Annotated in this window: 22 protein-coding genes; 11 read left to right on the top strand and 11 right to left on the bottom strand. The window is 73.0% G+C overall.

Going from position 1 to position 21,169, the window contains the following annotated elements; translation table 11 throughout:
* Positions 1–546: a hypothetical protein gene (locus ACIP4O_RS05065; RefSeq protein ID WP_401571602.1), complete on the top strand. Its 546-nt coding sequence runs from the start codon at positions 1–3 to the stop codon at positions 544–546.
* A gap of 24 nt (positions 547–570) precedes the next feature.
* Here the strand turns inward: ACIP4O_RS05065 and leuE are convergent, their stop codons facing one another.
* Positions 571–1,224, bottom strand: coding sequence for a leucine efflux protein LeuE (gene leuE / locus ACIP4O_RS05060; protein WP_401571599.1), 654 nt, complete (start codon positions 1,222–1,224; stop codon positions 571–573).
* A 77-nt stretch (positions 1,225–1,301) separates the two neighbouring features.
* On the bottom strand, positions 1,302–1,907 hold the full coding sequence (locus ACIP4O_RS05055) for a Uma2 family endonuclease (protein ID WP_401571597.1): 606 nt from the start codon (positions 1,905–1,907) through the stop codon (positions 1,302–1,304).
* Between the two features lie 77 nt (positions 1,908–1,984).
* Between ACIP4O_RS05055 and ACIP4O_RS05050 the strand changes: the two genes are divergently transcribed.
* The gene (locus ACIP4O_RS05050) at positions 1,985–2,875 is read left to right on the top strand and encodes a L,D-transpeptidase family protein (protein WP_401571594.1); all 891 of its coding nucleotides are present in this window, start codon (positions 1,985–1,987) and stop codon (positions 2,873–2,875) included.
* 195 nt (positions 2,876–3,070) lie between these two features.
* Here the strand turns inward: ACIP4O_RS05050 and ACIP4O_RS05045 are convergent, their stop codons facing one another.
* Together ACIP4O_RS05045 and ACIP4O_RS05040 are read right to left on the bottom strand one after the other, a co-directional pair.
* Positions 3,071–4,135, bottom strand: coding sequence for a hypothetical protein (locus ACIP4O_RS05045; RefSeq protein WP_401571591.1), 1,065 nt, complete (start codon positions 4,133–4,135; stop codon positions 3,071–3,073).
* Positions 4,135–5,280 (bottom strand): RNA polymerase sigma factor, encoded by a 1,146-nt coding sequence (locus ACIP4O_RS05040; RefSeq protein WP_401571589.1) that lies wholly within the window; start codon positions 5,278–5,280, stop codon positions 4,135–4,137. The genes ACIP4O_RS05045 and ACIP4O_RS05040 overlap by 1 nt, the downstream gene beginning before the upstream one ends.
* A gap of 553 nt (positions 5,281–5,833) precedes the next feature.
* Between ACIP4O_RS05040 and ACIP4O_RS05035 the strand changes: the two genes are divergently transcribed.
* Entirely contained in the window at positions 5,834–6,259 is a 426-nt protein-coding gene (locus ACIP4O_RS05035) for a hypothetical protein (RefSeq protein ID WP_401573832.1), read from the top strand.
* Positions 6,260–6,303: 44 nt separating this feature from the next.
* On the top strand, positions 6,304–7,041 hold the full coding sequence (locus ACIP4O_RS05030; RefSeq protein WP_401571586.1) for a hypothetical protein: 738 nt from the start codon (positions 6,304–6,306) through the stop codon (positions 7,039–7,041).
* Between the two features lie 470 nt (positions 7,042–7,511).
* On the opposite strand, the gene ACIP4O_RS05025 is transcribed toward ACIP4O_RS05030, so the two are convergent.
* On the bottom strand, positions 7,512–9,170 hold the full coding sequence (locus ACIP4O_RS05025) for a glycoside hydrolase family 20 protein (RefSeq protein WP_401571584.1): 1,659 nt from the start codon (positions 9,168–9,170) through the stop codon (positions 7,512–7,514).
* A gap of 447 nt (positions 9,171–9,617) precedes the next feature.
* Here ACIP4O_RS05025 and sdhC point away from each other — a divergent pair, with 447 nt between their 5' ends.
* The 5 genes from sdhC (at position 9,618) to ACIP4O_RS05000 (ending at position 13,815) form a co-directional block, all read left to right on the top strand.
* On the top strand, positions 9,618–9,998 hold the full coding sequence (sdhC, locus tag ACIP4O_RS05020; protein ID WP_008747624.1) for a succinate dehydrogenase, cytochrome b556 subunit: 381 nt from the start codon (positions 9,618–9,620) through the stop codon (positions 9,996–9,998).
* Between the two features lie 4 nt (positions 9,999–10,002).
* Entirely contained in the window at positions 10,003–10,491 is a 489-nt protein-coding gene (locus tag ACIP4O_RS05015; RefSeq protein ID WP_164287240.1) for a succinate dehydrogenase hydrophobic membrane anchor subunit, read from the top strand.
* A gap of 25 nt (positions 10,492–10,516) precedes the next feature.
* Complete coding sequence (gene sdhA, locus ACIP4O_RS05010; RefSeq protein ID WP_401573830.1) at positions 10,517–12,271, top strand: succinate dehydrogenase flavoprotein subunit; 1,755 nt, start codon at positions 10,517–10,519, stop codon at positions 12,269–12,271.
* Positions 12,271–13,032 (top strand): succinate dehydrogenase iron-sulfur subunit, encoded by a 762-nt coding sequence (locus ACIP4O_RS05005; protein WP_361335226.1) that lies wholly within the window; start codon positions 12,271–12,273, stop codon positions 13,030–13,032. Before sdhA ends, ACIP4O_RS05005 begins: the two co-directional genes overlap by 1 nt.
* Before the next feature lie 153 nt (positions 13,033–13,185).
* The gene (locus ACIP4O_RS05000) at positions 13,186–13,815 is read left to right on the top strand and encodes a hypothetical protein (protein ID WP_401571579.1); all 630 of its coding nucleotides are present in this window, start codon (positions 13,186–13,188) and stop codon (positions 13,813–13,815) included.
* A gap of 64 nt (positions 13,816–13,879) precedes the next feature.
* Here ACIP4O_RS05000 and ACIP4O_RS04995 read toward each other — a convergent pair whose 3' ends face one another.
* Positions 13,880–14,179 carry a DUF4190 domain-containing protein gene (locus tag ACIP4O_RS04995; RefSeq protein ID WP_361335232.1) on the bottom strand — a complete coding sequence of 100 codons (300 nt, stop codon included), beginning with the start codon at positions 14,177–14,179 and terminating at the stop codon, positions 13,880–13,882.
* Between the two features lie 224 nt (positions 14,180–14,403).
* Complete coding sequence (locus ACIP4O_RS04990; RefSeq protein ID WP_401571577.1) at positions 14,404–14,637, bottom strand: DUF4287 domain-containing protein; 234 nt, start codon at positions 14,635–14,637, stop codon at positions 14,404–14,406.
* Between the two features lie 332 nt (positions 14,638–14,969).
* On the opposite strand from ACIP4O_RS04990, the gene ACIP4O_RS04985 reads away from it, so the two are divergent.
* Positions 14,970–16,190, top strand: a complete 1,221-nt coding sequence (locus ACIP4O_RS04985; RefSeq protein WP_401571574.1) for a S8 family peptidase — start codon at positions 14,970–14,972, stop codon at positions 16,188–16,190.
* A gap of 407 nt (positions 16,191–16,597) precedes the next feature.
* Here the strand turns inward: ACIP4O_RS04985 and ACIP4O_RS04980 are convergent, their stop codons facing one another.
* The 4 genes from ACIP4O_RS04980 to ACIP4O_RS04965 form a co-directional block, all read right to left on the bottom strand.
* Positions 16,598–16,978, bottom strand: coding sequence for a MerR family transcriptional regulator (locus ACIP4O_RS04980; protein WP_401571571.1), 381 nt, complete (start codon positions 16,976–16,978; stop codon positions 16,598–16,600).
* A 14-nt stretch (positions 16,979–16,992) separates the two neighbouring features.
* Complete coding sequence (locus tag ACIP4O_RS04975) at positions 16,993–17,763, bottom strand: SDR family NAD(P)-dependent oxidoreductase (RefSeq protein WP_401571568.1); 771 nt, start codon at positions 17,761–17,763, stop codon at positions 16,993–16,995.
* Between the two features lie 62 nt (positions 17,764–17,825).
* The gene (locus ACIP4O_RS04970; protein ID WP_401571566.1) at positions 17,826–19,118 is read right to left on the bottom strand and encodes a metallophosphoesterase; all 1,293 of its coding nucleotides are present in this window, start codon (positions 19,116–19,118) and stop codon (positions 17,826–17,828) included.
* Positions 19,119–19,169: 51 nt separating this feature from the next.
* Positions 19,170–19,421, bottom strand: coding sequence for an SCO4848 family membrane protein (locus tag ACIP4O_RS04965; protein WP_361320562.1), 252 nt, complete (start codon positions 19,419–19,421; stop codon positions 19,170–19,172).
* 259 nt (positions 19,422–19,680) lie between these two features.
* Here ACIP4O_RS04965 and ACIP4O_RS04960 point away from each other — a divergent pair, with 259 nt between their 5' ends.
* Positions 19,681–21,123: a D-alanyl-D-alanine carboxypeptidase family protein gene (locus tag ACIP4O_RS04960; protein WP_401573828.1), complete on the top strand. Its 1,443-nt coding sequence runs from the start codon at positions 19,681–19,683 to the stop codon at positions 21,121–21,123.
* Positions 21,124–21,169: the final 46 nt, after the last annotated feature.

The raw sequence follows: 21,169 nt of genomic DNA, 5'->3' as shown, positions 1-21,169 counted from the left end.
ATGGCGAGGGACGAACGGCGGGGGAAACGGCCGGGAATAAGCCGGGACTGGCTGTGGTACTTCGTCGCTACTTTCACTTCGAGCGTCGTTCTCGGGGTGTGGGGGCGCGGAGCCCTTGGCACCGCCGTGCTCGTCCTCGCCCTGCCGGGCATCCTCGCGACCGTGCGCGCCCGTCGTGTGGCCAAGGCCCGCCGCGCGGGCCTCTCGCCCGGGGAGCACGAACTCGGCCTGTACGACGTGCGCCGGCCGGACGGCGGGAGCACCTCGCTCTTCGGCCGTACCCGCTGTCTGCGCACGACGAGTCACGCCGTGGAGTACTGGCACGGCTCCGCGCGCTTGTGGCGGCGTCCGTGGACCGAGCTGGCCTTCGCGGAGGGGACGGGCAAGGACACCGGCGCCCTCGTCCTCACCCCCGCCACCCCCGCCGCGGAAGCGCTCCGCGTGCGTCTTCTTCCCCCCGCGTCCCCGGGCGAACTCCTGCTCGCGGCGCGGCGCATGGGGGCGACGGTGCGAGAGGAGGAGGGCCCGACGGGCGCGGCGGGTTGAGCGGGGAAGCCCACCCGGTCCCGGCTACACCCCGCTCAGCGAGAGCTTCACCGCGAAGCCCAGGAAGAGGGCTCCGGCGGCCGAGGTGGCCGTGGCGCGGAGGCGACGGCGGCGGGTGAAGGCGGCGGCGAGGCGGGTGCCGGTGAAGATGAGGACGCTGAGGTAGAGGGCGCTGGCGAGCTGGGCGAAGAAGCCGAGCACGACGAAGGAGAGCGCCGGGTGGGCGTAGGCCGGGTCGACGAACTGCACGAAGAAGGCGATGAAGAAGAGGATCGCCTTCGGGTTGAAGAGACTGATCACGAAGGCCCTGCGGAAGGGGCGCTCGCGCCCGGCGGGCACCTCCTCGCCCGCCGCCTCGGCGGCCCGCTCCCTGCGCGTGCGCCACAGCGCGAGCGCGGAGCGGATCATCCCGTACGCGAGCCAGGTCAGGTAACCGGCACCCGCGTACTTGACGATCGAGAACAGCATCTCGTTCGCCTGGAGCAGGGAGGCGACCCCCGCGGCCGAGAGCGTCATGAGCACCGTGTCCCCGAGGAAGACCCCGGCGGCGGCCTTGTACCCGGTCCGCACCCCGCGCCGCGCCCCCACGGAGAGCACGTAGAGCGAGTTGGGGCCGGGCAGCAGAACGATGAGGGCCACGCCCGCGAGGTACGTGGGGAGATCTATGACGCCGAACATGGCGGCAGTGTCGCACGCGCGTACCCACGCGAACACCCCCTTTCCGGCAGCGGGACGGCCCCGCCGGGGCCGCCGTCTCAGTCGCCGTCGAGCAGCGTGTCCACCGGCAGGTCGAGCGCCACCCCGACCGATTCCGGGACCGGCACGAAGCTGCCCCGCTTGAAGTGCTCCACCCGCGTGTACACCCCGTCCTCGGGGTCGCGGTGCAGCAGCACCTCGTCGTGCTTGCGGTCCACCACGACGTACACCGGCACCCCGGCTGCCGCGTAGCTCTCGACCTTCGGCCCCAGGTCGTCGGACCAGTTGCTCGACGTCACTTCGAGGACCAGCCGGAAGACCTCGGGTGCGTAGCAGCTGCGCCGCACGAGGGCATCGCGGAAGTGGGCGTCGACGATCGAGAAGTCCGGGATGGCGAAGTCGTCGGGACGGGTGGGGAGCCAGAGGCCGAGGCCCTGGACGTATTCGAGTCCGGCTTCCTCCAGTCCCGCGCGGTCGAACGCCCTGCCGATCTTGGTCAACGACAGCGCGTGCGAACCGTCCGGCGGCGGTGTCACAGTGAGCCTCCCCTGGAGAATCTCCACACGGTGACCGGGCAGCCCTCGCTCAAGCAGGTCGGCAGCTTCGCTCAACGTCAGCGGGGCGTTCCTCACGGGAGCGGGCCCTTTCGTTCGGTGGCGGCACATCCCCCCATTCTCACGGACGGTTCGTCCCGTCCTGTCCGGGGAAACCACAAGGGGTCCGGACAACGAGGGGGATGCGGATGCGACACGGATCGGCAGTCGCGGCGGGGGTGTTGGGCGTGCTCGTGCTCGCCGGGTGCCGGGTGGAGGGGGTGGCCGGGGCCGGGGTCTCCGGCGATGCGAAGGCGCCCGGCGGCCTCGGGTCGCCCGCTCCGGCCCGTACGAGCCCGGCTCCCGCTGCCACGAGCCCGGCCCCGGTCCGTACGCACCCCGCGCCCGCCCGTACGAGCCCCGCGCCCCGCACCGGCGCCCCGCGCCCGAGCGCCCCGCCCCGTACCACCGCCCCCGCCCTCCCCCGCAAGGGACAGCGCACCGCCGACGTGCGTGCCCTCCAGGCCCGGCTCTGGTCGCTCGGGTTCTTCCGGCAGCGGTCGACGGGGTACTTCGGGGACGTCACCGCGCGGGCGCTCGCCGCGTTCCAGCGGGACCTGGGGCTCGGGGCGAGCGGCGTGCTCGACGGCGCGACGTGGGCGCGGCTGCGGGCGGCGGGGCCCGCGCCGACGAAGGCCGAGCTGTATCCGGAGACGACGCTGCCGCCCGGCAGACCCGATCCCCGCTGCCTCAGCGGGCGCGCACTGTGCGTCAGCAAGAAGAGCCGCACGCTCTCGTGGATGGTGGACGGGCGCGTCGTCTCCGTCATGGACGTCCGCTTCGGCTCCGCGTACACGCCGACCCGTGACGGCACCTTCAAGGTGTACTGGAAGTCCCGCGACCACGTCTCGACGCTCTACCACACGCCCATGCCCTACGCGCTCTTCTTCAGCGGCGGCCAGGCCGTGCACTACTCCCCCGACTTCGCCGCGCGCGGCTACGCGGGCGCCTCGCACGGCTGCGTCAACGTACGGGACAGGGCGAAGGTCGCCGCGCTCTTCGACACGGTGCGTACGGGGGACAAGGTGATCGTGTACTGAACGGCCGCTCAGTATGCCGCCGAGGCGCGGACGGGACCGGGGGAACGTGTCCCGCCCGCGCCGGTGGCAACGAGCCGGTGGTACGGGGGGAACCCCGGCTCGTGCGACAGCCGATGACCAGTCGGCTCACTTATCTCTGCGCCGAGGGCGCGAAAAGTGTCACACCCCGTTCGCACCCGCCCCCGCGCGGCGGGTTCAGGAGGGGTCCGGGAGGACCGGGAGGTCCCCGGCGGGCGACGGTCCGGAAGGCGCCGGGGTCTCGGGCGGGGCCGGGGACTGGGGAGCGTCGGGGGAAGCTGACGGGCCGTCCGTGGGCGGAACCGGCGTGGTCTCGTGCGGGCCCCACGTCGGCGATCCGCTGCCGCCCGGCTCCCCCTCCGCGGGCGAGGAGAGCGAGGGGGCCGGGCTCCCCGAGGGCTCCTCGAAGCCGTAGGTCGGGTACGTGGTGGGGAGGCCCGGGAGGTCCGGGAGGGTGAGCGGGGGGAGCGCGGGGGCGGACGGCTCGGGGAGCGGGACGGGGGTCCCCTCGCGCAGGAGCGACGCGCAGTACGCCTCGATCCGCCCCGTTCCGCCCGCGAGCGCCGCGAGCCGCCGCTCCACCACCCGCTCGGGGTGCCCGCGCAGGTGGGCGCGGCAGGCGTTCGCGGTGCCGGAGGAGGTGCTGGAGCCGCGCGGCGTGCCGCTCGGCGAGGGGCTGGGGGACGCCTCGGGCCGCTGGGGGGCGGAGGGGGCGAGCAGTTCGTCTGCCGGGTCGGGGAACGAAGTGGCGCCCGGGACCGGGCCCGCGGGGGTGCGGGGCTCCTCGGAGGGAGTGCCGTGGCCGGGTGGGTCGACCGTCCTCGGAGCACCGGGGAGGCTCGGGAAGGGGGTGAGCGCCCCGGTGCCGCCCGCGACGGCCACCCCGCCGACCATGCCGAGGCTCAGCACCCCGGCGGCGAGCAGCCGCGCCCGCCGCGCCCCGAACCGCGCCTTCGCGGGGATCTCCGCGCCGCGGGTGTCACGAGCCGCGCCCGCGCGAAACGCCGCGAGCAGTTCGGCGGGCGGCTCCGGGGGGCCGGACGGCCGCACGGGGCGCGTCAAAGTGCCGAGCGCGGCTTCGAGGCGGCGGGCCTCGGTCCGCGCGCGGGGGTCGAGCGTCTCGTACGGGCGCTCCGCGAGCAGCGCGGCCCGGGCCGTACGGGCGAGGGCGCGCGGGGTGCGCGCGGGACGGCCACCGGGCGGCGCCGCGTTCGGGCGGCGTCCGCCGGACTCCTCCGCCATCACGCCTCCTTCCGCGCCGCGGCCGGGCAGGGCGTCGCCCCGGCGGGCACCGACCGCCGCGCGCCCTGCCCCTCGCCCCGCCGCTGCGCGGGCACGGCGGCACGACGCGCGGGCTGGGCGGAGGCGGGGTGCGCGGAGGCGGGGTGCGCGGGGTTCGGGCTCGGGCTCGGGCTCGGCTCCGGGTTCGAGGGGCCGGTGGCCACCGGGTACGGACGGCCGGAGGCCCGCTCGCCCTCGTGCGAGAGCGCGTTCCCGGACGAGAGCGCGTCCCCAAACGTACGTGCCCCGCCGCGCTCGTGCGCGCGCTCGTCCTCGCCCGCCGGGCGCCCCGTGCCGCCCGTGACGCTGTCGCGCACCGCGCCCGTCGTGCCGCGCGGGCCGCCGGGCAGCCGTCCCCCCGCGCCGCGTACGCCGCCGGGCGTCCCGGCCCCGCCGGGGCCGCTCGCGCCGCCCGCTCCTCCGGTGCCCCCGGGCCCGGCCGGGCCGTCGGGGCCGCTCCCGGCCACGGACCCGGCCGGCCCCGGGCCCTCGCCCGCGTCGGCGATACCGCTACCGCCGCCGGTCGTCCCGCCCATGCCGTGTGTCCCGTCCGCCTCGCGGCCGCCCAGGAGTTCGGCCAGTTTCTTCAGTCCCCGGTGGGCCGCCGTGCGTACCGCGCCCGGACGTTTGCCGAGGGTCGCGGCGGCGCTCTTCGCGTCGAGGCCCACGACGACGCGGAGGACGACGGCCTCGGCCTGGTCCTGCGGGAGGCGTGCGATGAGGGCGAGGGTCTCGCCGGTCGCGAGGGCCTCGATGGCCTCGCCCGCCGTGTCGGAGTCCCCCGGGCGCACGGTGAGTTCGGACTCGTCGCCGCCGACGGCGGGGCGGCGGCCCCGCATCCGGATGTGGTCGAGGGAGCGATTGCGCGCTATCCGCGCGGCCCAGCCCCGGAACCGGTCCGCGTCCCCGTCGAAACGGCCCAGGTCACGCGCTATCTGGAGCCAGGACTCGGAGGCGACGTCCTCGGCCTCGCCCTCGCCGACGAGGGTCCTGATGTAGCCGAGCAGGCGCGGCTGCACCTCGCGGTACACCGTACGGAAAGCGGCCTCGTCCCCCCGCTGAGCCGCGAGTACCGCGGCGGTCAGCTCCGCGTCGTCCCCCAGCACCCCTCAGCCTGCCCCCACTCGCGTCACCACCGGGCCCGTGTCCGGTCCGGCGCGAATCAGCACGCTACCGGTCACTTGGCCAGTACTCCACCCTTTCAGGCCGAGCCGGACCTTCAGCCCCTGCCCCGCGCACCACGAAGCGTTACCGACACGTGACCGTCCGGGTGTGACGTCTCGGGAGACCATGGCGCTGTAGGAAGTACGGGCCCTCCAACGGCCCGTGCCGTGCGACGGCCGGGTCTCTCCTGTGGGGGGTGGCGACCCGGCCGTTCGCCTGTGCGTGGCGCCGCGACCAGAGACAACGATGCTGGACGCCGGGCCGCATGACCACCGTCGCGGCCAGAGCTTCCCGTACCACCCGGCGCGGTCGGGACCGCTCCAGGGAGGTTTCGGCCGTTCTGGAGGGGTTCAAGGCCGGCACGGTAACCGGCACGCTGCTGTCGGGCCCCGGCTCCACTAGGTCAACTCCCGCTCCCGCAGAGCGAATACGCCTTATATTTCTCATCGACGATGTCGACCGTACGACGTAGCGCTACCGAGGACAGGGGGCGTGATGGGCCTGGACATGGCTGTGGAATTGGCGCGAACGGCTGGAGTGACGCTCGTCGGCGCGATGGCATCAGACGCCTGGGGCTGTGCGCGGGACGGATTCATCGCGTTGTGGCAGCGCGCCCATCCCGAACGCGCCGAAACCATCGCGGCCGAACTCGACGCCGGGCGGGCGGATTTGCTCGCTTCCCGTGAGAACGGCGATGAGCTGTCCGAGGCGGAACTGCGTGCGGAGTGGCAGGGGCGTGTACGTCGCCTGCTCAGGGACAGACCCGACATCGCCGCCGCGCTTCGTGAGCTCCTCGACGAACTGCAGCCGGAATCCTCGCGCGGAAGCGCGGATGTCGGAGAGGTGCGGATGATCGGCCGCGCGACCGGAAAGGGCCGCGTGTACCAGGCAGGGCGCGACCAGCACATCACCGAGCGATGAGCCCGCCGCGGCCGGAAGGGCGAGGAAAGCGCCTCGCGGAGTCGGTGAGCAGCCAAGGACGCGCGTCCGGGCACGGGCAAGTCAACCAAGCGGGTGGCGACCAGCGGATCGACCAGCACACCGAACATCACCATCACTACGCGGCGGACCAGGCCAGGGTCTTCCGCCACCCGATGATCCAGGTCATGATTCTTGTCGGTGTCGTGCTGGTCGTCGTCGTCGTGGCGGTCGTGGTCAAGTTCGCCGGGGCTCCGACGGCGGGTGGTACGGAGAGCCGTCGATCAGCACTCCCCGGCGACTCGGCGCGGTCCGACGGCACAGCCTCACCGACGGCCGCCGCGCCACCGGCAAGCGCGTCGAAGGCCGTGGAATCCCCGAGTCCCCGGACGGACACTCCTTTGTGGTCGGGCAGGGTGAGACTGACGTACATCAACCTCGACTCGGACCCACCGTCCGTGCTGTCGAGCAACACCGGAGCCAGCTTCTGGATTCACTACGACCAGACCGGCGAGGTCCGCGAGGACGAGATGTACGGACTGGGCGGGGGACTGTTCACCAGCACGCCGACCGTCGCCCGCTGGGACGCTCCCGCGAAGCCGACTCGGCAACAGTGCGCGGAGCTGATCACCACGCAGGGCTCGGAGACTCTGCCCGTCACCGCCGGCAAGCGGTACTGCGTCAAGTCCGGGCGGGGGCGCGTCGCCGTGGTCACCGCCGGAGCGTTCGACCAGGACAGCGGGAACTACACCGGCACCATGACGGTGTGGGACGCACCTCGTTGAGGTCGCGGAGCGCCCGCGCGAGGCCCGCCGACCCCGTACCCTCACGCCCGGCCCGCACCCACTGCCCCCGCCTCGTCCCCCCGCGGCGCCCGGGAGATCGCACGGGCCGTCGCGCACACCGCCGGCGTGAAGCCCGCGCCGGAGAAGCCCTCGCGGGGGCCCACCGAGAGGGCCGCCACGACCGACGTGCCGTCGCGGACCGGGGCCGCCACCGTGCTCACCGGCCACGGGCGGGTCCGGGCGCCCTCCGCGTGGTCGGCGCGGCGGATCTCGGCGAGGAGGCGGCGCAGCTCAGCGGGGGTGCGGGTGTCGTCGTGGCCCCGGCCGGGCTCGTACGCGGCGATGAGCTGGTCCTGGAGCGCGGGCGAAAGCGAAGGCGCGCAGGCCGAGGCCGACGCCCGTCGCGGCGAGGGGCAGGCGACCGCCGAGGCGGTACCGGGCGGGCGCGCGCCCCCGTCTCCGTCCCTCCCTCAGCCGATCGCCCGCGACACCGCCTGGAAGTCCGTCCAGCTCCGGGCCGGTTTCGCCGCTGCCGGCCAGAGCTTCTCGGTCAGGGCGCGGAGCGGCATGCGGATGCCCGTCGCGACCTGGTCCTGGGTCTGGGCGTTCGGGAAGTCGCCCCAGACCGCGAAGCCGCCGCCCTCGATGAGGTGGTCGTAGCTCGCCGGGACCGCGCGCGTGCCGCGCAGCACGCGGGGGGTCCAGGACTCGTAGATGCGCTGTCCGGTCGGGTACGTGAAGGTGTTGGGCTGGCCGAGGACGTAGTAGAGGAACTCGTCGTTGTAGTTGAGGACCTGGCGGCCCTCGGCGAGGTAGTCGGCGGGCGAGCGGGCGCCGAGTTCCTTGCCCGTCCAGTAGACGACCTCCACCTTCCGGTCGGCGACGACCTGGCCCTCGGCGAAGAAGCCGTCGTTCCACGCCCGCGCGATCCGTCCCTCGCGCGCGTCCCGCACCGTCTTCGCGCGGTCGTTCAGCCACGCCTGGGCGAGGTCCTGGACGCGCCCCTTCGCGCCGTACCTCTTACGGGCGAGCGCGGCCAGCCGGGGGAAGGACGCCTCGGGGTCGGAGCGCACGAGGGCCTGGTACTCGTCGGCGCCGATGTGCCACCACCGCCCGGGGAAGAGGCTCGCGTACTCCTTGAGGAGGTCGTCGACGATACGGGCCGAGTCCGGGTTCCCGATGTCGATCGCGCCCTCGACGGGCTTGCCCGCCGCGTCCCGCAACTGGAGCTTCGGGTGCGCCTTGATGACGGTGCCGAGGTGGCCGGGCGAGTCGATCTCGGGGACGACGGTGACGTGCCGGGCCGCCGCGTAGGAGACGATCGAGCGGACCTGCGCCTTCGTCAGGTGCTGCGCCGAGACGATCTCGGGGTGCGAGGAGGACTCGACGCGGAAGGCCTGGTCATCGGAGAAGTGCAGGCCGAACTGGTTGTACTTGAGGTCCGCGATCTCCGCGATCCGCGCCTTGATCCACGCCTCGTCGTACCACTTGCGGGCGATGTCGAGCATGAACCCGCGTTGCGGTTTCTCAGGCCGGTCGCGCACGGTGCCCTCGGGCACCGTGCCGTCCGCGCGCACGGCCTGTTTCAGCGTCCGGGTGCCCCACCACACCCCGTCCTGCCCCGCCGCCGTGATACGCGCCTGGCCCGCGGCGACGCGCAGGGTGTACGCCTCCTCGCCGCCGTCCGCGTCCCCGTCCTTCGCCTTCTCGTCGAGCCCGAGCCACACGTCCCCGCGTTCCGGGTCCGCGTCGCCCCCGTACCTCATGCCGAGTTCGCCCGCGAGGAGCTTGGCCTCGTCCGCGAGCCCCTCGTCCCCGGCGAGGACCCGCGCGGACTTCGCGGGCTTCCAGCCGGGGCCGCGCGCGGCGTCGAAGTCGCGTACGGAGGGGATCGTGCGCGGGGGCTTCGAGACCGGGTACGAGGCGGCGGGCGTCGGTGAGACGGTGAGCGCGTCGCCGCCGCTCGCCGAGCCCGGACCGCCCCTGTCCCCGCGGTGGTCGCCGCCAGGCCACACCGTGAGCCCGAGCGCGACGGCCGCCGCGACGACGAGGGCCGCGATCGAGGCCCACGCGGCGCGGCGGCGCCGCCCGCCCGTGTCGGGGAAGTGCTGACGGCGGTGCTCGGCCACGGGTCACGTCCTCGTTGCTCGGGTGCGCTGTACTGCCGTACGAGACCTCTTCCCGCTGCGGCCGACACGGTGTCATTCCCGGGGCCCGGCCCCTCGTTCGGATGACACCGGGCCTCGCCGGGACCGTCCCGCCGGGCGCGCCTGCCCCGTACGGCCCTGCCCGACACGCGCGGCACAGCGCGCGCACAGCCGCGTGAAGGGAGCCGAACGGGCGTCGCCGGGCCCCATATCGCCAGGCATCCGCCCTGATCGGACGCCTGAACACACCCTTTTGGCCGACTCCTTCGCCCGTACGTGCCAGTTTGATCACACCGCATGCCCCCGTGCGGGGCGGACCCCCGCCCGTGACTACGATGGCCGGGGCCGGTGGACCGTACCCGGCCGGGCCGACCGTCGACAGGAATGGATCGCGGCAGGCTCCCAATCCTTTCCCCGGAGGGTTCTTCCGTGCCGGCTGGAACGCTGTACCGCGGCCGGGAAGGAATGTGGTCCTGGGTGGCTCATCGAGTCACCGGCGTCCTCATTTTCTTCTTCCTGTTCGTACACGTCCTGGACACCGCGCTCGTGCGTGTCTCCCCCGAGGCGTACGACGACGTCGTCGCCACTTACAAGAATCCGGTCGTCGCGCTGCTGGAGTACGGCCTCGTCGCCGCGATCCTCTTCCACGCGCTCAACGGCCTGCGCATCATCGCCGTCGACTTCTGGTCGCAGGGCCCCCGCCACCAGAAGAAGATGCTGTGGACGGTCCTCGTCGTGTGGGTCGTGCTGATGCTCGGCTCGCTCTACTCCGTCCTCGGCCACGCCGCACGTCAACTGTTCGGGAGCTGACGCGATGTCCACCGAGACCTCCTCCGCGGCCTCTTCCGCGATCGGCCCCGTCGAGGGCGCCTCGCTCTACGACGTCGACAACCCGGCGCCGGTCATCGAGCCGCCCCGGCAGCGCACCAAGAAGACGAAGAAGAGCCCACAGCGCAACTTCGAACTCGCCGCCTGGCTGTTCATGCGCCTGTCGGGCATCGTCCTGGTCGTCCTCGTCCTCGGGCACCTGCTCATCCAGCTCTTCCTGGACGGCGGAGTGCAGAAGATCGGCTTCGCCTTCGTCGCCGGGCGCTGGGCCTCGCCGTTCTGGCAGGGCTGGGACCTGCTGATGCTGTGGCTCGCGATGCTGCACGGCGGCAACGGCCTGCGCACCGTCATCAACGACTACGCCGAGCGCCCCATGACCCGCATGTGGCTCAAGGGCCTGCTGTGGGCGGCGACCATCTTCACCGTCCTGCTGGGCACGCTGGTGATCTTCACCTTCGACCCGAACATCCGTTAGAGCCGGGGCCACGAGAATCATGAAGCTGAAGATCCACAAGTACGACACCGTCATCGTCGGCGCCGGTGGCGCGGGCATGCGTGCCGCCATCGAGGCGACCAAGCGCAGCCGTACCGCCGTGCTGACCAAGCTCTACCCCACCCGCTCCCACACCGGCGCGGCGCAGGGCGGCATGGCCGCGGCCCTCGCCAACGTCGAGGAGGACAACTGGGAGTGGCACACCTTCGACACGATCAAGGGCGGTGACTACCTGGTCGACCAGGACGCCGCCGAGATCCTCGCGAAGGAGGCCATCGACTCGGTCCTCGACCTGGAGAAGATGGGCCTGCCGTTCAACCGCACCCCGGACGGCACGATCGACCAGCGCCGCTTCGGCGGGCACACCCGCAACCACGGCGAGGCGCCCGTGCGCCGCTCGTGCTACGCGGCGGACCGCACCGGTCACATGATCCTCCAGACGCTGTACCAGAACTGCGTCAAGGAGGGCGTGGAGTTCTTCAACGAGTTCTACGTGCTCGACCAGCTCCTCACCGAGGTCGACGGCGTCCAGCGCTCGGCCGGGGTCGTGGCGTACGAGCTGGCGACCGGCGAGATCCACGTCTTCCAGGCGAAGTCGGTCATCTACGCCTCGGGCGGGACCGGCAAGTTCTTCAAGGTGACGTCGAACGCGCACACCCTGACCGGCGACGGCCAGGCGGCCGTGTGGCGGCGCGGGCTGCCGCTGGAGGACATGGAGTTCTTCCAGTTCCACCCGACGGGCATCTGGCGCATGGGCATCCTGCTCACCGAGGGCGCGCGCGGCGAGGGCGGCATCCTGCGCAACAAGGACGGTGAGCGCTTCATGGAGAAGTACGCGCCCGTCATGAAGGACCTCGCCTCGCGCGACGTCGTCTCGCGCTCGATCTACACCGAGATCCGCGAGGGCCGCGGCTGCGGCCCCGAGGGCGACCACGTCTACCTGGACCTCACGCACCTGCCGCCCGAGCAGCTGGACGCGAAGCTCCCGGACATCACCGAGTTCGCCCGTACCTACCTCGGCATCGAGCCGTACACGGACCCGATCCCGATCCAGCCGACCGCGCACTACGCGATGGGCGGAATCCCGACCAACGTGCGGGGCGAGGTCCTCGCCGACAACACGACGGTCGTGCCGGGCCTGTACGCGGCGGGCGAGGTCGCCTGCGTGTCGGTGCACGGCGCCAACCGGCTCGGCACCAACTCGCTGCTCGACATCAACGTCTTCGGGCGCCGGGCGGGCATCGCGGCGGCCGAGTACGCGCACGCCAACGAGTTCGTGCCGCTCCCCGAGGAGCCCGAGGCGCAGGTCGTCACGCAGGTCGAGCGCCTGCGGAACTCGACGGGCACCGAGAAGGTCGCGGTGCTGCGCAACGAGCTCCAGGAGTGCATGGACGCCAACGTGATGGTGTTCCGTACCGAGCAGACGATCAAGACGGCGGTCGAGAAGATCGCCGAACTGCGCGCCCGGTACAAGAACGTGGCGATCCAGGACAAGGGCCGCCGCTTCAACACCGACCTCCTCGAAGCGATCGAGCTGGGCAACCTGCTCGACCTCGCCGAGGTCATGGCCACCTCGGCGCTCGCCCGCAAGGAGTCGCGCGGCGGTCACTACCGCGAGGACTTCCCCACGCGCGACGACGTCAACTTCATGCGCCACACGATGGCGTACCGCGAGGTCTCGGCGGACGGCACCGAGGCGATCCGCCTCGACTACAAGCCGGTCGTGCAGACCCGCTACCAGCCGATGGAGCGTAAGTACTGATGACTACCGCGATCATGGACAAGGTGGAGGAGGCCGGGGCCGCCTCGGACCACCTCATCACGGTCACCGTGCGCGTCCGCCGGTTCAACCCGGAGGTCTCCGCCGATGTCGTCTGGCAGGACTTCCAGCTCCCGATGGACCCCAAGGAGCGCGTTCTCGACGCCCTCCACAAGATCAAGTGGGAGCAGGACGGCACGCTGACGTTCCGCCGTTCATGCGCGCACGGGATCTGCGGCTCGGACGCGATGCGGATCAACGGCAAGAACCGCCTCGCGTGCAAGACGCTCATCAAGGACCTGAACCCCGCCAAGCCCATCACGGTCGAGCCCATCAAGGGCCTCACGGTCCTCAAGGACCTCGTGGTGGACATGGACCCGTTCTTCCAGGCGTACCGCGACGTCATGCCGTTCCTCGTCACGACGGGCAACGAGCCGACCCGTGAGCGGCTCCAGAGCGCCGAGGACCGCGAGCGCTTCGACGACACCACCAAGTGCATCCTGTGCGCCGCGTGCACCTCCTCGTGCCCGGTGTTCTGGAACGACGGCCAGTACTTCGGCCCGGCGGCGATCGTCAACGCGCACCGCTTCATCTTCGACTCGCGCGACGAGGCGGGCAGCCAGCGGCTCGAGATCCTCAACGACAGCGACGGCGTGTGGCGTTGCCGCACCACCTTCAACTGCACCGATGCCTGCCCGCGCGGCATCGAGGTGACGAAGGCGATCCAGGAGGTCAAGCGGGCGCTGATCACGCGCCGCTACTGAGGTCCTGACGGGGCCCCACGAGCCGCACGGGGATTCCGGCGGATTCGTCGCGGGGCTCTCGTACGTACGAGGCCGTCACCCCTCGCCGGGGTGGCGGCCTCGTCGTATGTCACGATGCTCGTCTCCGACTCACCCGTATGGGGGACAGTACCGATGACCACACCGCCGCCCGGTCCCGACCGCAGCGACCCGTTCACGAAGGGGCCCGCGGGGCCGCAGGGGGTGCCGCCGCAGGGGGTGCCGCCGCAGGACGGGGTGCCGGGGCCGGGCGGTCCGCAGGGGCCGCAGTGGGGTCCGCCGCCCGGGTACGGCGCTCCGGGGCAGCCGCCCGGGTACGGCTATCCGCAGCAGCCCCCGGCCGGGTACGGGTACCCGCAGCAGCCGCCCGCCGGATACGGCTTCCCGCCGCCGGGGGGTGTTCCGCAGTACGGCGGGCCCGCTCCCCTGCTGGCGATCGGCGACATCATCGTGACGCAGGCGGAGATCACCACGCCCGCCGGGACGATGCCGCTCAAGGGCTCGGTGTGGAACGCGAGCGACATGTCCCGCACCGAGGAGAAGATCAGCCAGACCGGCATCATCCTCGCGATCATCTTCGGCATCCTGCTCTGCGGCCTCGGTCTCCTCTTCCTGCTCATGAAGGAGCGGAAGACGAGCGGCTTCATCCAGGTGACCGTGACGAGCGCGGGACGCCACCACTCCACCATGGTCCCGGCGCTCGGGCCGTGGAGCTTCCACCAGGTCATGCAGCAGGTGAACTACGCGCGGTCGCTGAGCGTGTAGCGGCGGGGGCGGGCGACCGGGGCCGGGAGCCGGCCGGAGGAGACGGCCCCCGAAGGCGCCTGGCCTAGACGCCGCGCGAGCCGGTGAGCTGGATGAAGACGACGACGAGCCCGAGCACCGCGCACACGCAGCCGACGATCCCGAGCACGATCGCCGCCGTCGCCATCCCGCGCCCGCCGGCCTCGCCCCGGTCCGCCTTGCGTCCGCCCGCGACGCCGAAGCACAGCGCGAGCACGGGACCGAGCACCGGCAGCGGAAGCAGCCCGAGCAAGCCGAAAACGAGCCCGGCGACGGCGAGCCGGTTGGGCCCGGCATCGGATTCGGCGCGGGCGGCCTTGGGCCGCACCCCGTAGTCCACAGTCATGAATCCCGGCTCCACGCTCTCCCACTCTCTGCCGCGCGACCCGCGTCGGCACAGGTCAGCGGGGTCAGAGTAGGGCGGCGGGATGGACTTTACCGGCGGTAACGGTGGAGGAGCGGGTGCGGGTGTGTGAGCGCTTCGTGACTCCGCCCGCACGACCGGTGCCCGCCGGGAGGGGGCACCGGGGTGCGGGCGGGAAGTGGGCCTGGGCTGGGCGGAAGCGGGCCTCACGCCGCCCCTCCGGCCCCGTCCTCCTTCCGCACGTACGCCACCACCGCGTTCGCGTGGCCGTGGCCCATTCCGTGAGCGGTCTTGAGCCAGGTCACGAGTTCGCCGTGCCGGGTGAGGGGGGAGGCCCGGACGAGGGCGAGCCATTCGGTGACCGGGCGGCCGTAGGTGCGCTCGATGGAGGGGAAGTAGGAGGCGGGGCCCTTGGCGGGCGGGACGGGTGCGGTGCTCATGACGTGCGTCCTTTCGTGGCGGTGTGCCGTACGGAGGGATGACCGCGCCCGGGGGCGAAGCTCATCGGCGCACCCGCGACGAATCTGGCCGTTGGCTCAACTCCCCTTGTATGGCTGCCTGTTGCCGCGAAATGACTGTCGCATGACATCCGGCCAAGCAGGGCGGGACGGTCTTGTGCGGAGGTGGTGGCGGTCGGGAGTATTCCGTGCGGCGGGGCCCGGCACGGCACGTACCGGGCCGCCCGGATGCTGGTTTGTCATGCACACAACAGGGACTGACTCGCGTTCGCGCCCGCACCCCCACCCCACCATCCACGAGGAGAACCCTTCAGATGGCACCTCAGACAGATCGCCGCCCCCGCACCACCCGCCGCACCCTGGCCGGGCTGAGTGCGGCGGCCGTCGCCGCGCTCGCGCTCAGCACCGTCGTCGCGCTGCCCGCCTCGGCGGCCCCCGAGGGCGTGATCGAGAACGCCGGAGTGGCAGGCTCGGTCTCCGGAAGCTACGTCGTGACCCTCAAGTTCGGTGCGCCGAAAGCAGGTTCGGCGGCAGGCAAGGCGCTCGCGAAGAAGTACGGCGCCACCATCGACCGTACGTACGCGGCGGCCCTCAACGGCTATGCGCTGCGCCTCGACGAGAGCGCGGCGAAGAGACTCGCGGCGGACCCGGCGGTCGCGAAGGTCACCCAGGACCGCGTCTTCACGGCCGAGGCGACCCAATCCAACCCGCCCTCCTGGGGCCTGGACCGCATCGACCAGAAGTCCCTTCCGCTGAACCGAAGTTACACCTACCCGGACTCGGCCGGGCAGGGCGTCACCGCGTACGTCATCGACACCGGTGTGCGGATCACGCACCAGGACTTCGGCGGCCGGGCCTCCTACGGCTACGACGCCGTGGACAAGGACAACACGGCGCAGGACGGCAACGGGCACGGCACCCACGTGGCCGCGACGATCGCCGGGACGTCGTACGGCGTCGCGAAGAAGGCGAGGGTCGTGGGCGTCCGCGTGCTCAACAACGCGGGCTCCGGGACGACCGCGCAGGTCGTGGCCGGGATCGACTGGGTCACGGCGCACGCCGTGAAGCCGGCCGTCGCGAACATGAGCCTCGGCGGCGGCGCCGACTCGACGATCGACGCGGCCGTGCGCCGCGCCATCTCCTCGGGCGTCACGTTCGCGGTGGCGGCGGGCAACGAGTCGACGAACGCCTCGACCAAGTCCCCGGCGCGCGTCACGGAGGCCCTCACGGTTGGCGCGACGACGAGCACGGACGCGAGGGCCAGCTACTCCAACTACGGTTCGGTGGTGGACCTGTTCGCGCCCGGTTCGTCGATCACCTCGGCGTGGGGCACGGGCGACACCGCGACCAACACCATCAACGGCACCTCGATGGCGACCCCGCACGTGACGGGCGCGGCAGCCGTCTACCTCGCGGGCCACACCTCGGCGACCCCGGCCCAGGTCTCCTCGGCCCTCGTCGCGGGCGCCTCGACGGGCGTCGTCACCAGCCCCGGCTCCGGCAGCCCGAACCGCCTCCTGAACATCGTGCCGTGACGCTGGGCGCGATGAAGTGACGTGATGGCCTCCGGGGGCGCCCCCTGGGATCATCTGGAGGGCGGAGACCGACGGGCCTCCGCCCTCCAAGGCCGTCCACCGCGCGATCCGCGACGCCGAGGACGCGGCGCGCGAGGCCGCCCGCGCGGAAGAAGCCCGCCGGAACACACTTGCCGCGTCGGCCCGCGCCCTCACCAGGCGCGGCATCAGCGTCCGCGACACGGCCCGCATGCTCGGCATCTCCTACCAGCGTGTCTCCCAGCTCGCCCCCCGTACGGAGCGGGCGGCCTGAGCCGGACAGCGCCCGACGCCCCATCCCCGCAGCGTCTTCCTCCGAGGCGGCCGCGCACCGAGCCGTCCCGCGGCGGGTCCGGGCCCGCCACGCCCGCTCCTTCACGTGCCGCGCCTCACGTGCGCGGCGACGCGTCCTCGGCCGAAGCCCGGACCTCGTCCCCCAGCGCCTTCCGTAGCCGGTCCCGCATGCGTTCCTGTCGCTCGATCCGGCGCTCCAGGACCGCCAGGCGCTCGCGCGCCAGGGCGAGAAGGCGTGGGGACGGGGGTGCCGTGAGGACGTCGCCGTCGAGGCACGGGAGGAAGGCCCGCGCGTCGTCCAGGGTCAGGCCCGCGTCCAGGAGGTGGCGGATGTTGCGTACGCGAACGAGCGCCGTGTCCGCGTAGTCGCGGTACCCGTTCGCCTCGCGCCGGGACGTCAGCAGCCCCGCGCACTCGTAGTGCCGCAACGCCCGCACGCTCACGCCCGTCCGCCGCGCCACCTCACCGATCCGCATCCCGCGCTCCTCCCTCACGCCACCACCGCCCCACCGTCCACCGCCCACACCACGCCGGTCACGAACCCCGCCTCGCACCCCGCCAGTCGTGTCAGCGCCCACGCGATCTCCTCCGGGCGCCCGACCCGCCCCAGCGGGGTGTGCGCGAGCTGCCACGCGCGCACGGCCTCCCGCCGTTCCGCGCTCAGTCCCTGGTGTTCACCGATCGGCGTGTCCACCGCGCCGGGGGCCACCGCGCACACGCGGATGCCGTGCGGGGCCAGCTCGACCGCCCAGCTGCGCGTCAGACTCTCCAGGCCCGCCTTCGTCGCCGCGTACACCGAACTCCCCGGCCAGGCACGGCCGTCCGCCGAGGTCGTGACGTTGAGGACGACGCCCGCCCGGCTCGCCCGCAGCGACGGCAGGAGCGCCTGGGTGAGGAAGGCCGGGGCGAGCAGGTTGGTCTCCGTCTGCGCGCGGACCGCCGCCGGGTCGAGGTCCGCGAGCGCGGCCGAGCGCACGATGCCCGCGTTGTGGACGAGGACGTCGAGGTACGGGGTCTCCGCCGCCAGCGCCGACGCGATCCGCGCGGGCCCGTCCGGCGTCGTGACGTCCACGGCGAGCGGCACGACGCGGCCGCCCGTCCCCTCCGCCGTCTCCGCGAGCGGTCCGGGACGGCGGCCCACCGCCCACACCCGCGCCCCCTCGGCAGCGAAGGCGCGGGCCGCGGAGCGGCCGATGCCCGTTCCGGCTCCGGTGATCAGGACGGTGCGGGCGCGGGGGGCGGGCTTCTCAGGTGTCGTCATGCCCGCACTCTGCGACCCTGCCGCCAGCGTCAGGGTCAAGGCAGCGTCAGGGTCAAGGCTCCTCACGCCCCCGCCGCCGCCAGCGTCACCACCGTGATGTCCGAGGGCGCGCCCACCCGGACGGGTGGGCCCCACGCCCCCGCTCCGCGCGTCACGTACAGCGTCGTGTCGCCGTAGTGGTCGAGGCCCGCGACCGTGGGGTTGCCGGCGCGGGCGAGGAGGTTGCCGGGGAAGAGCTGGCCGCCGTGGGTGTGGCCGGAGAGCTGGAGGTCCACTCCGTGCTTGACGGCCTCGTGGATCATCACCGGCTGGTGGGCCATGAGGACGGAGGCGCGGGCGGGGTCGCGGTCGCCGAGGGCCTTGGCGTAGTCCGGGGCGGCGTGGTGGTCCTCGCCGGAGATGTCGTTGACGCCCGCCAGGTCGAAGCCGGGCAGCTCCACGTGCGCGTTCTCCAGCGGGCGCAGCCCCAGCTCGCGCACCTCGTCGATCCACTCGTCCGCGCCCGAGTAGTACTCGTGGTTCCCCGTGACGAAGTACGCGCCGTGCCGCGCCCGCAGGTCGCTCAGCGGCTGGGCCGCGTGACCGAGCTGCGCCACCGAGCCGTCCACCAGGTCGCCCACCACCGCCACGGCGTCCGGCTGGGCCCCGTTGATCGTGTCCACGATCCGCCGGGTGTGCGCGTGGCCCAGGATCGGGCCGAGGTGGATGTCGCTCACCACCGCGATACGGAAGCCGTGCGCGGAGCGCGGCAGCTTGGCGAGCGGGATCGTCACGCGCTTGAGGCGCGGGCCGCGCAGCACGCCGTACGCGCCGTGGCCGACCGTCCCGAGCGCCGCCGCGCCCGCCGCGCCGCCGACGATCCGCGAGACGAACAGGCGGCGGGAGGGCGCGGGACGCGGTGCTTCGACCGGGGCGGGCTCCGAGGCGGGTACGGGGGCGGGTACGGGGCCCGGCACCGGGGCGGGTACGGGATCCGCCGTCCGCTCCGCCTCCGCAGGCGCCGCCACCGGCACGGCCCCCTCACCCTCCCGGCCGTACCGCCCCCGTATCACCCGAAAGAGCAAGGGGCGGAGCAACTCGCCGATCGCCACCGCCATGAGCAGGTACAGCGCGACCGCCGCCCACAGGTACCCCGGCCACGCCACGACGCGCAGCACCCCGAAGGGGAGGGCGCGCGAGCCCGCGAAGGCGGCGAGCATGAGCACGGGGGCCGCGACGAAGAAGGCCGTGCCCAGCGTGCGGGCCGGTCCCGGGCCGCGCGTCGTGTCGCGGACGAGGCGGCGCCACAGATACCAGTGGGCCAGGCCGAGCAGCGCGAGCACGAGCAGCAGGGCCACGCCGAAGAGGATCACCATGCCGCGTCAACGGCCCGTCACCCGCGCCCGGTTCCCGTAGGGCTCGCGCAATCACACGGGAAGATCACGTTTCCGCAGCGCACGCAGTCCCCGGAACCCGATGCCGCCTACAACCGTCCCCAGGATGAAGGAGGCGATCGCCAGCAGCAGGTGGACCCAGAAGTAGGTGGTGGGGTCGCCGGCGTCGTCGAAAGCGAGACCGCTGCCGTCTTTCCACAGATTCTTGGCGAAAGTGATCCAGATGATCCAGCTCCACACCCCGAACGCGAGCAGGAACCAGGAGACCGGGCGGCTGAGCTTCATGGGCCCAGTATCGCGCCGGGCCCGCCGCGCCCTGCGCCGGGGTGCGGACAAGACGCCCGGGAGCGGACGAGACGGGCGCGAGGAGCCCGGGAGCGCAAGCCCCCGCGCCGCCGCCACCGCCCCGGACCGCCCGAACGGCCGAGGCTCCGCCGCTTCCCCTCTCCCCCGATCGGCCCCCTCCTCCGCCCCCTCCCCGCTTGCCCCCCGTGACAGCACAGGTACGTTCCTGAACGTGTCCGCTACGAAAAAGCGCGTACCGGTGCTCTCCCTGACCGCCTGCGCTGCCGCCGCCGCCCTGTCCCTCTCCGTGGCCGCGAGCCCTGCCCTGGCCGACTCGGGCGAAGGCTCCGCGAGCCCCCGTCCGCCCGCGCGCACCTCCACGACGGGCGGGGCGCGGCTCGCGCTGCCCGGTACGCAGGTCGCGCCGGGCGCCGGGGCGCCCAAGCTGCCGAAGAAGCTCACCGCGCGCTCCTGGGTCGTCGCCGACGCCGAGTCCGGCGAGATCCTCGCGGCGCGCAACCCGCACTGGAAGCTCGCGCCCGCGAGCACGCTGAAGATGCTCTTCGCGGACACGCTGCTGCCGAAGTTCTCGAAGGACAAGGTGCACCAGGTCACGCTCAAGGACCTCGACGGGATCGGCGAGGGCTCCAGCCTCGTCGGCATCAAGGAGGACCTGCCCTACTCGGTGCACGACCTCTGGCTCGGCGTCTTCCTGCGCTCGGGCAACGACGCGGTGCACGTCCTCTCCGCCATGAACAACGGCGTCGCGCAGACCGTGCGGGACATGCGGGCGCGGGCCCACGAGCTCCAGGCGAACGACACGCACGTCGTCACGCCGGACGGCTACGACGCGAAGGGGCAGGTGTCGAGCGCGTACGACCTCACGCTCTTCGCCCGCGACGGCCTCAAGAACCCCGACTTCCGCGAGTACTGCTCCACGGCGGAGGCGCAGTTCCCCGGCGAGTTCGCCAAGAAGAAGAAGGACAAGGACAAGAAGAAGGCGACGGACGGGCAGGCCGGGCCCGAGGAGCGCCCCCGCGAGCACTTCGGCATCCAGAACACCAACCGGCTCCTCACCGGCACCTACGACCTCAAGCCCTACCAGGGCATCGCGGGCGTCAAGAACGGCAACACGACCAACGCGGGCGCGACCTACACGGCGTACGCGCAGCGCGGCGACCGCAAGCTGCTCGTCACCGTCATGCACCCCGACTACGACGAGACCCAGGCCGTCTACCGCGAGGCCGCGCGCCTGCTGGACTGGGGCTTCGCCGCCGACGGCAAGGTCACACCGGTCGGCGAACTGGTCCCTCCGCGCAGTGTCGTGGCCGAGCGCGCCAAGGCGAGCAAGGAGGCCGCCGACGCGAAGCAGGCGGCCGGCGGCAAGGGCACTGGGGGCCCGACGAGCGCGGCGGGTGCCGACGAGGGCTCCGGCGGCCTCGGAACGGCGCTCGCGGTCAGCGGTGGCGTCCTCGTCGTCCTCGCGGGCGTCGTCCTCGTCGTCCGCCGCCGACGCCCCCTCCCGGCGGGCCCGGACACCACCGGCACGGGCCCGGACACCACCGGGACGGTCGCGGAGGCCGCCGGGACGGTCCCGGACGGCACCCGTACAGACCTCGACGGCACCCGTACGGACCCGGACGGCATCGGTACGACCCCCGACGCCACCGGTACGGGCCCGGACACCCCTCACCGCGACTGACCCGCCGGGCAGCCCGCACGCCGGCAGCGCGGGGCCCGAGGACACG

The organism is Streptomyces sp. NPDC088923 (assembly GCF_044749745.1).
In the GTDB taxonomy this organism is placed as follows: Bacteria; Actinomycetota; Actinomycetes; order Streptomycetales; family Streptomycetaceae; genus Streptomyces.
Note: the sequence above shows the minus strand (reverse complement) of the source record. Positions and strands in the feature narration are given on the sequence as shown.

What these genes read in the sequence shown, in the direction of transcription:
- ACIP4O_RS05065 (WP_401571602.1), top strand. Translation starts at nt 1, where the DNA reads ATGGCGAGGGACGAACGGCGGGGGAAACGGCCGGGAATAAGCCGGGAC.
- leuE (WP_401571599.1), bottom strand. Translation starts at nt 1,224, where the DNA reads ATGTTCGGCGTCATAGATCTCCCCACGTACCTCGCGGGCGTGGCCCTC.
- ACIP4O_RS05055 (WP_401571597.1), bottom strand. Translation starts at nt 1,907, where the DNA reads ATGTGCCGCCACCGAACGAAAGGGCCCGCTCCCGTGAGGAACGCCCCG.
- ACIP4O_RS05050 (WP_401571594.1), top strand. Translation starts at nt 1,985, where the DNA reads ATGCGACACGGATCGGCAGTCGCGGCGGGGGTGTTGGGCGTGCTCGTG.
- ACIP4O_RS05045 (WP_401571591.1), bottom strand. Translation starts at nt 4,135, where the DNA reads ATGGCGGAGGAGTCCGGCGGACGCCGCCCGAACGCGGCGCCGCCCGGT.
- ACIP4O_RS05035 (WP_401573832.1), top strand. Translation starts at nt 5,834, where the DNA reads ATGGGCCTGGACATGGCTGTGGAATTGGCGCGAACGGCTGGAGTGACG.
- ACIP4O_RS05015 (WP_164287240.1), top strand. Translation starts at nt 10,003, where the DNA reads ATGTCCACCGAGACCTCCTCCGCGGCCTCTTCCGCGATCGGCCCCGTC.
- ACIP4O_RS05005 (WP_361335226.1), top strand. Translation starts at nt 12,271, where the DNA reads ATGACTACCGCGATCATGGACAAGGTGGAGGAGGCCGGGGCCGCCTCG.
- ACIP4O_RS05000 (WP_401571579.1), top strand. Translation starts at nt 13,186, where the DNA reads ATGACCACACCGCCGCCCGGTCCCGACCGCAGCGACCCGTTCACGAAG.
- ACIP4O_RS04995 (WP_361335232.1), bottom strand. Translation starts at nt 14,179, where the DNA reads ATGACTGTGGACTACGGGGTGCGGCCCAAGGCCGCCCGCGCCGAATCC.
- ACIP4O_RS04990 (WP_401571577.1), bottom strand. Translation starts at nt 14,637, where the DNA reads ATGAGCACCGCACCCGTCCCGCCCGCCAAGGGCCCCGCCTCCTACTTC.
- ACIP4O_RS04985 (WP_401571574.1), top strand. Translation starts at nt 14,970, where the DNA reads ATGGCACCTCAGACAGATCGCCGCCCCCGCACCACCCGCCGCACCCTG.
- ACIP4O_RS04980 (WP_401571571.1), bottom strand. Translation starts at nt 16,978, where the DNA reads ATGCGGATCGGTGAGGTGGCGCGGCGGACGGGCGTGAGCGTGCGGGCG.
- ACIP4O_RS04975 (WP_401571568.1), bottom strand. Translation starts at nt 17,763, where the DNA reads ATGACGACACCTGAGAAGCCCGCCCCCCGCGCCCGCACCGTCCTGATC.
- ACIP4O_RS04970 (WP_401571566.1), bottom strand. Translation starts at nt 19,118, where the DNA reads ATGGTGATCCTCTTCGGCGTGGCCCTGCTGCTCGTGCTCGCGCTGCTC.
- ACIP4O_RS04965 (WP_361320562.1), bottom strand. Translation starts at nt 19,421, where the DNA reads ATGAAGCTCAGCCGCCCGGTCTCCTGGTTCCTGCTCGCGTTCGGGGTG.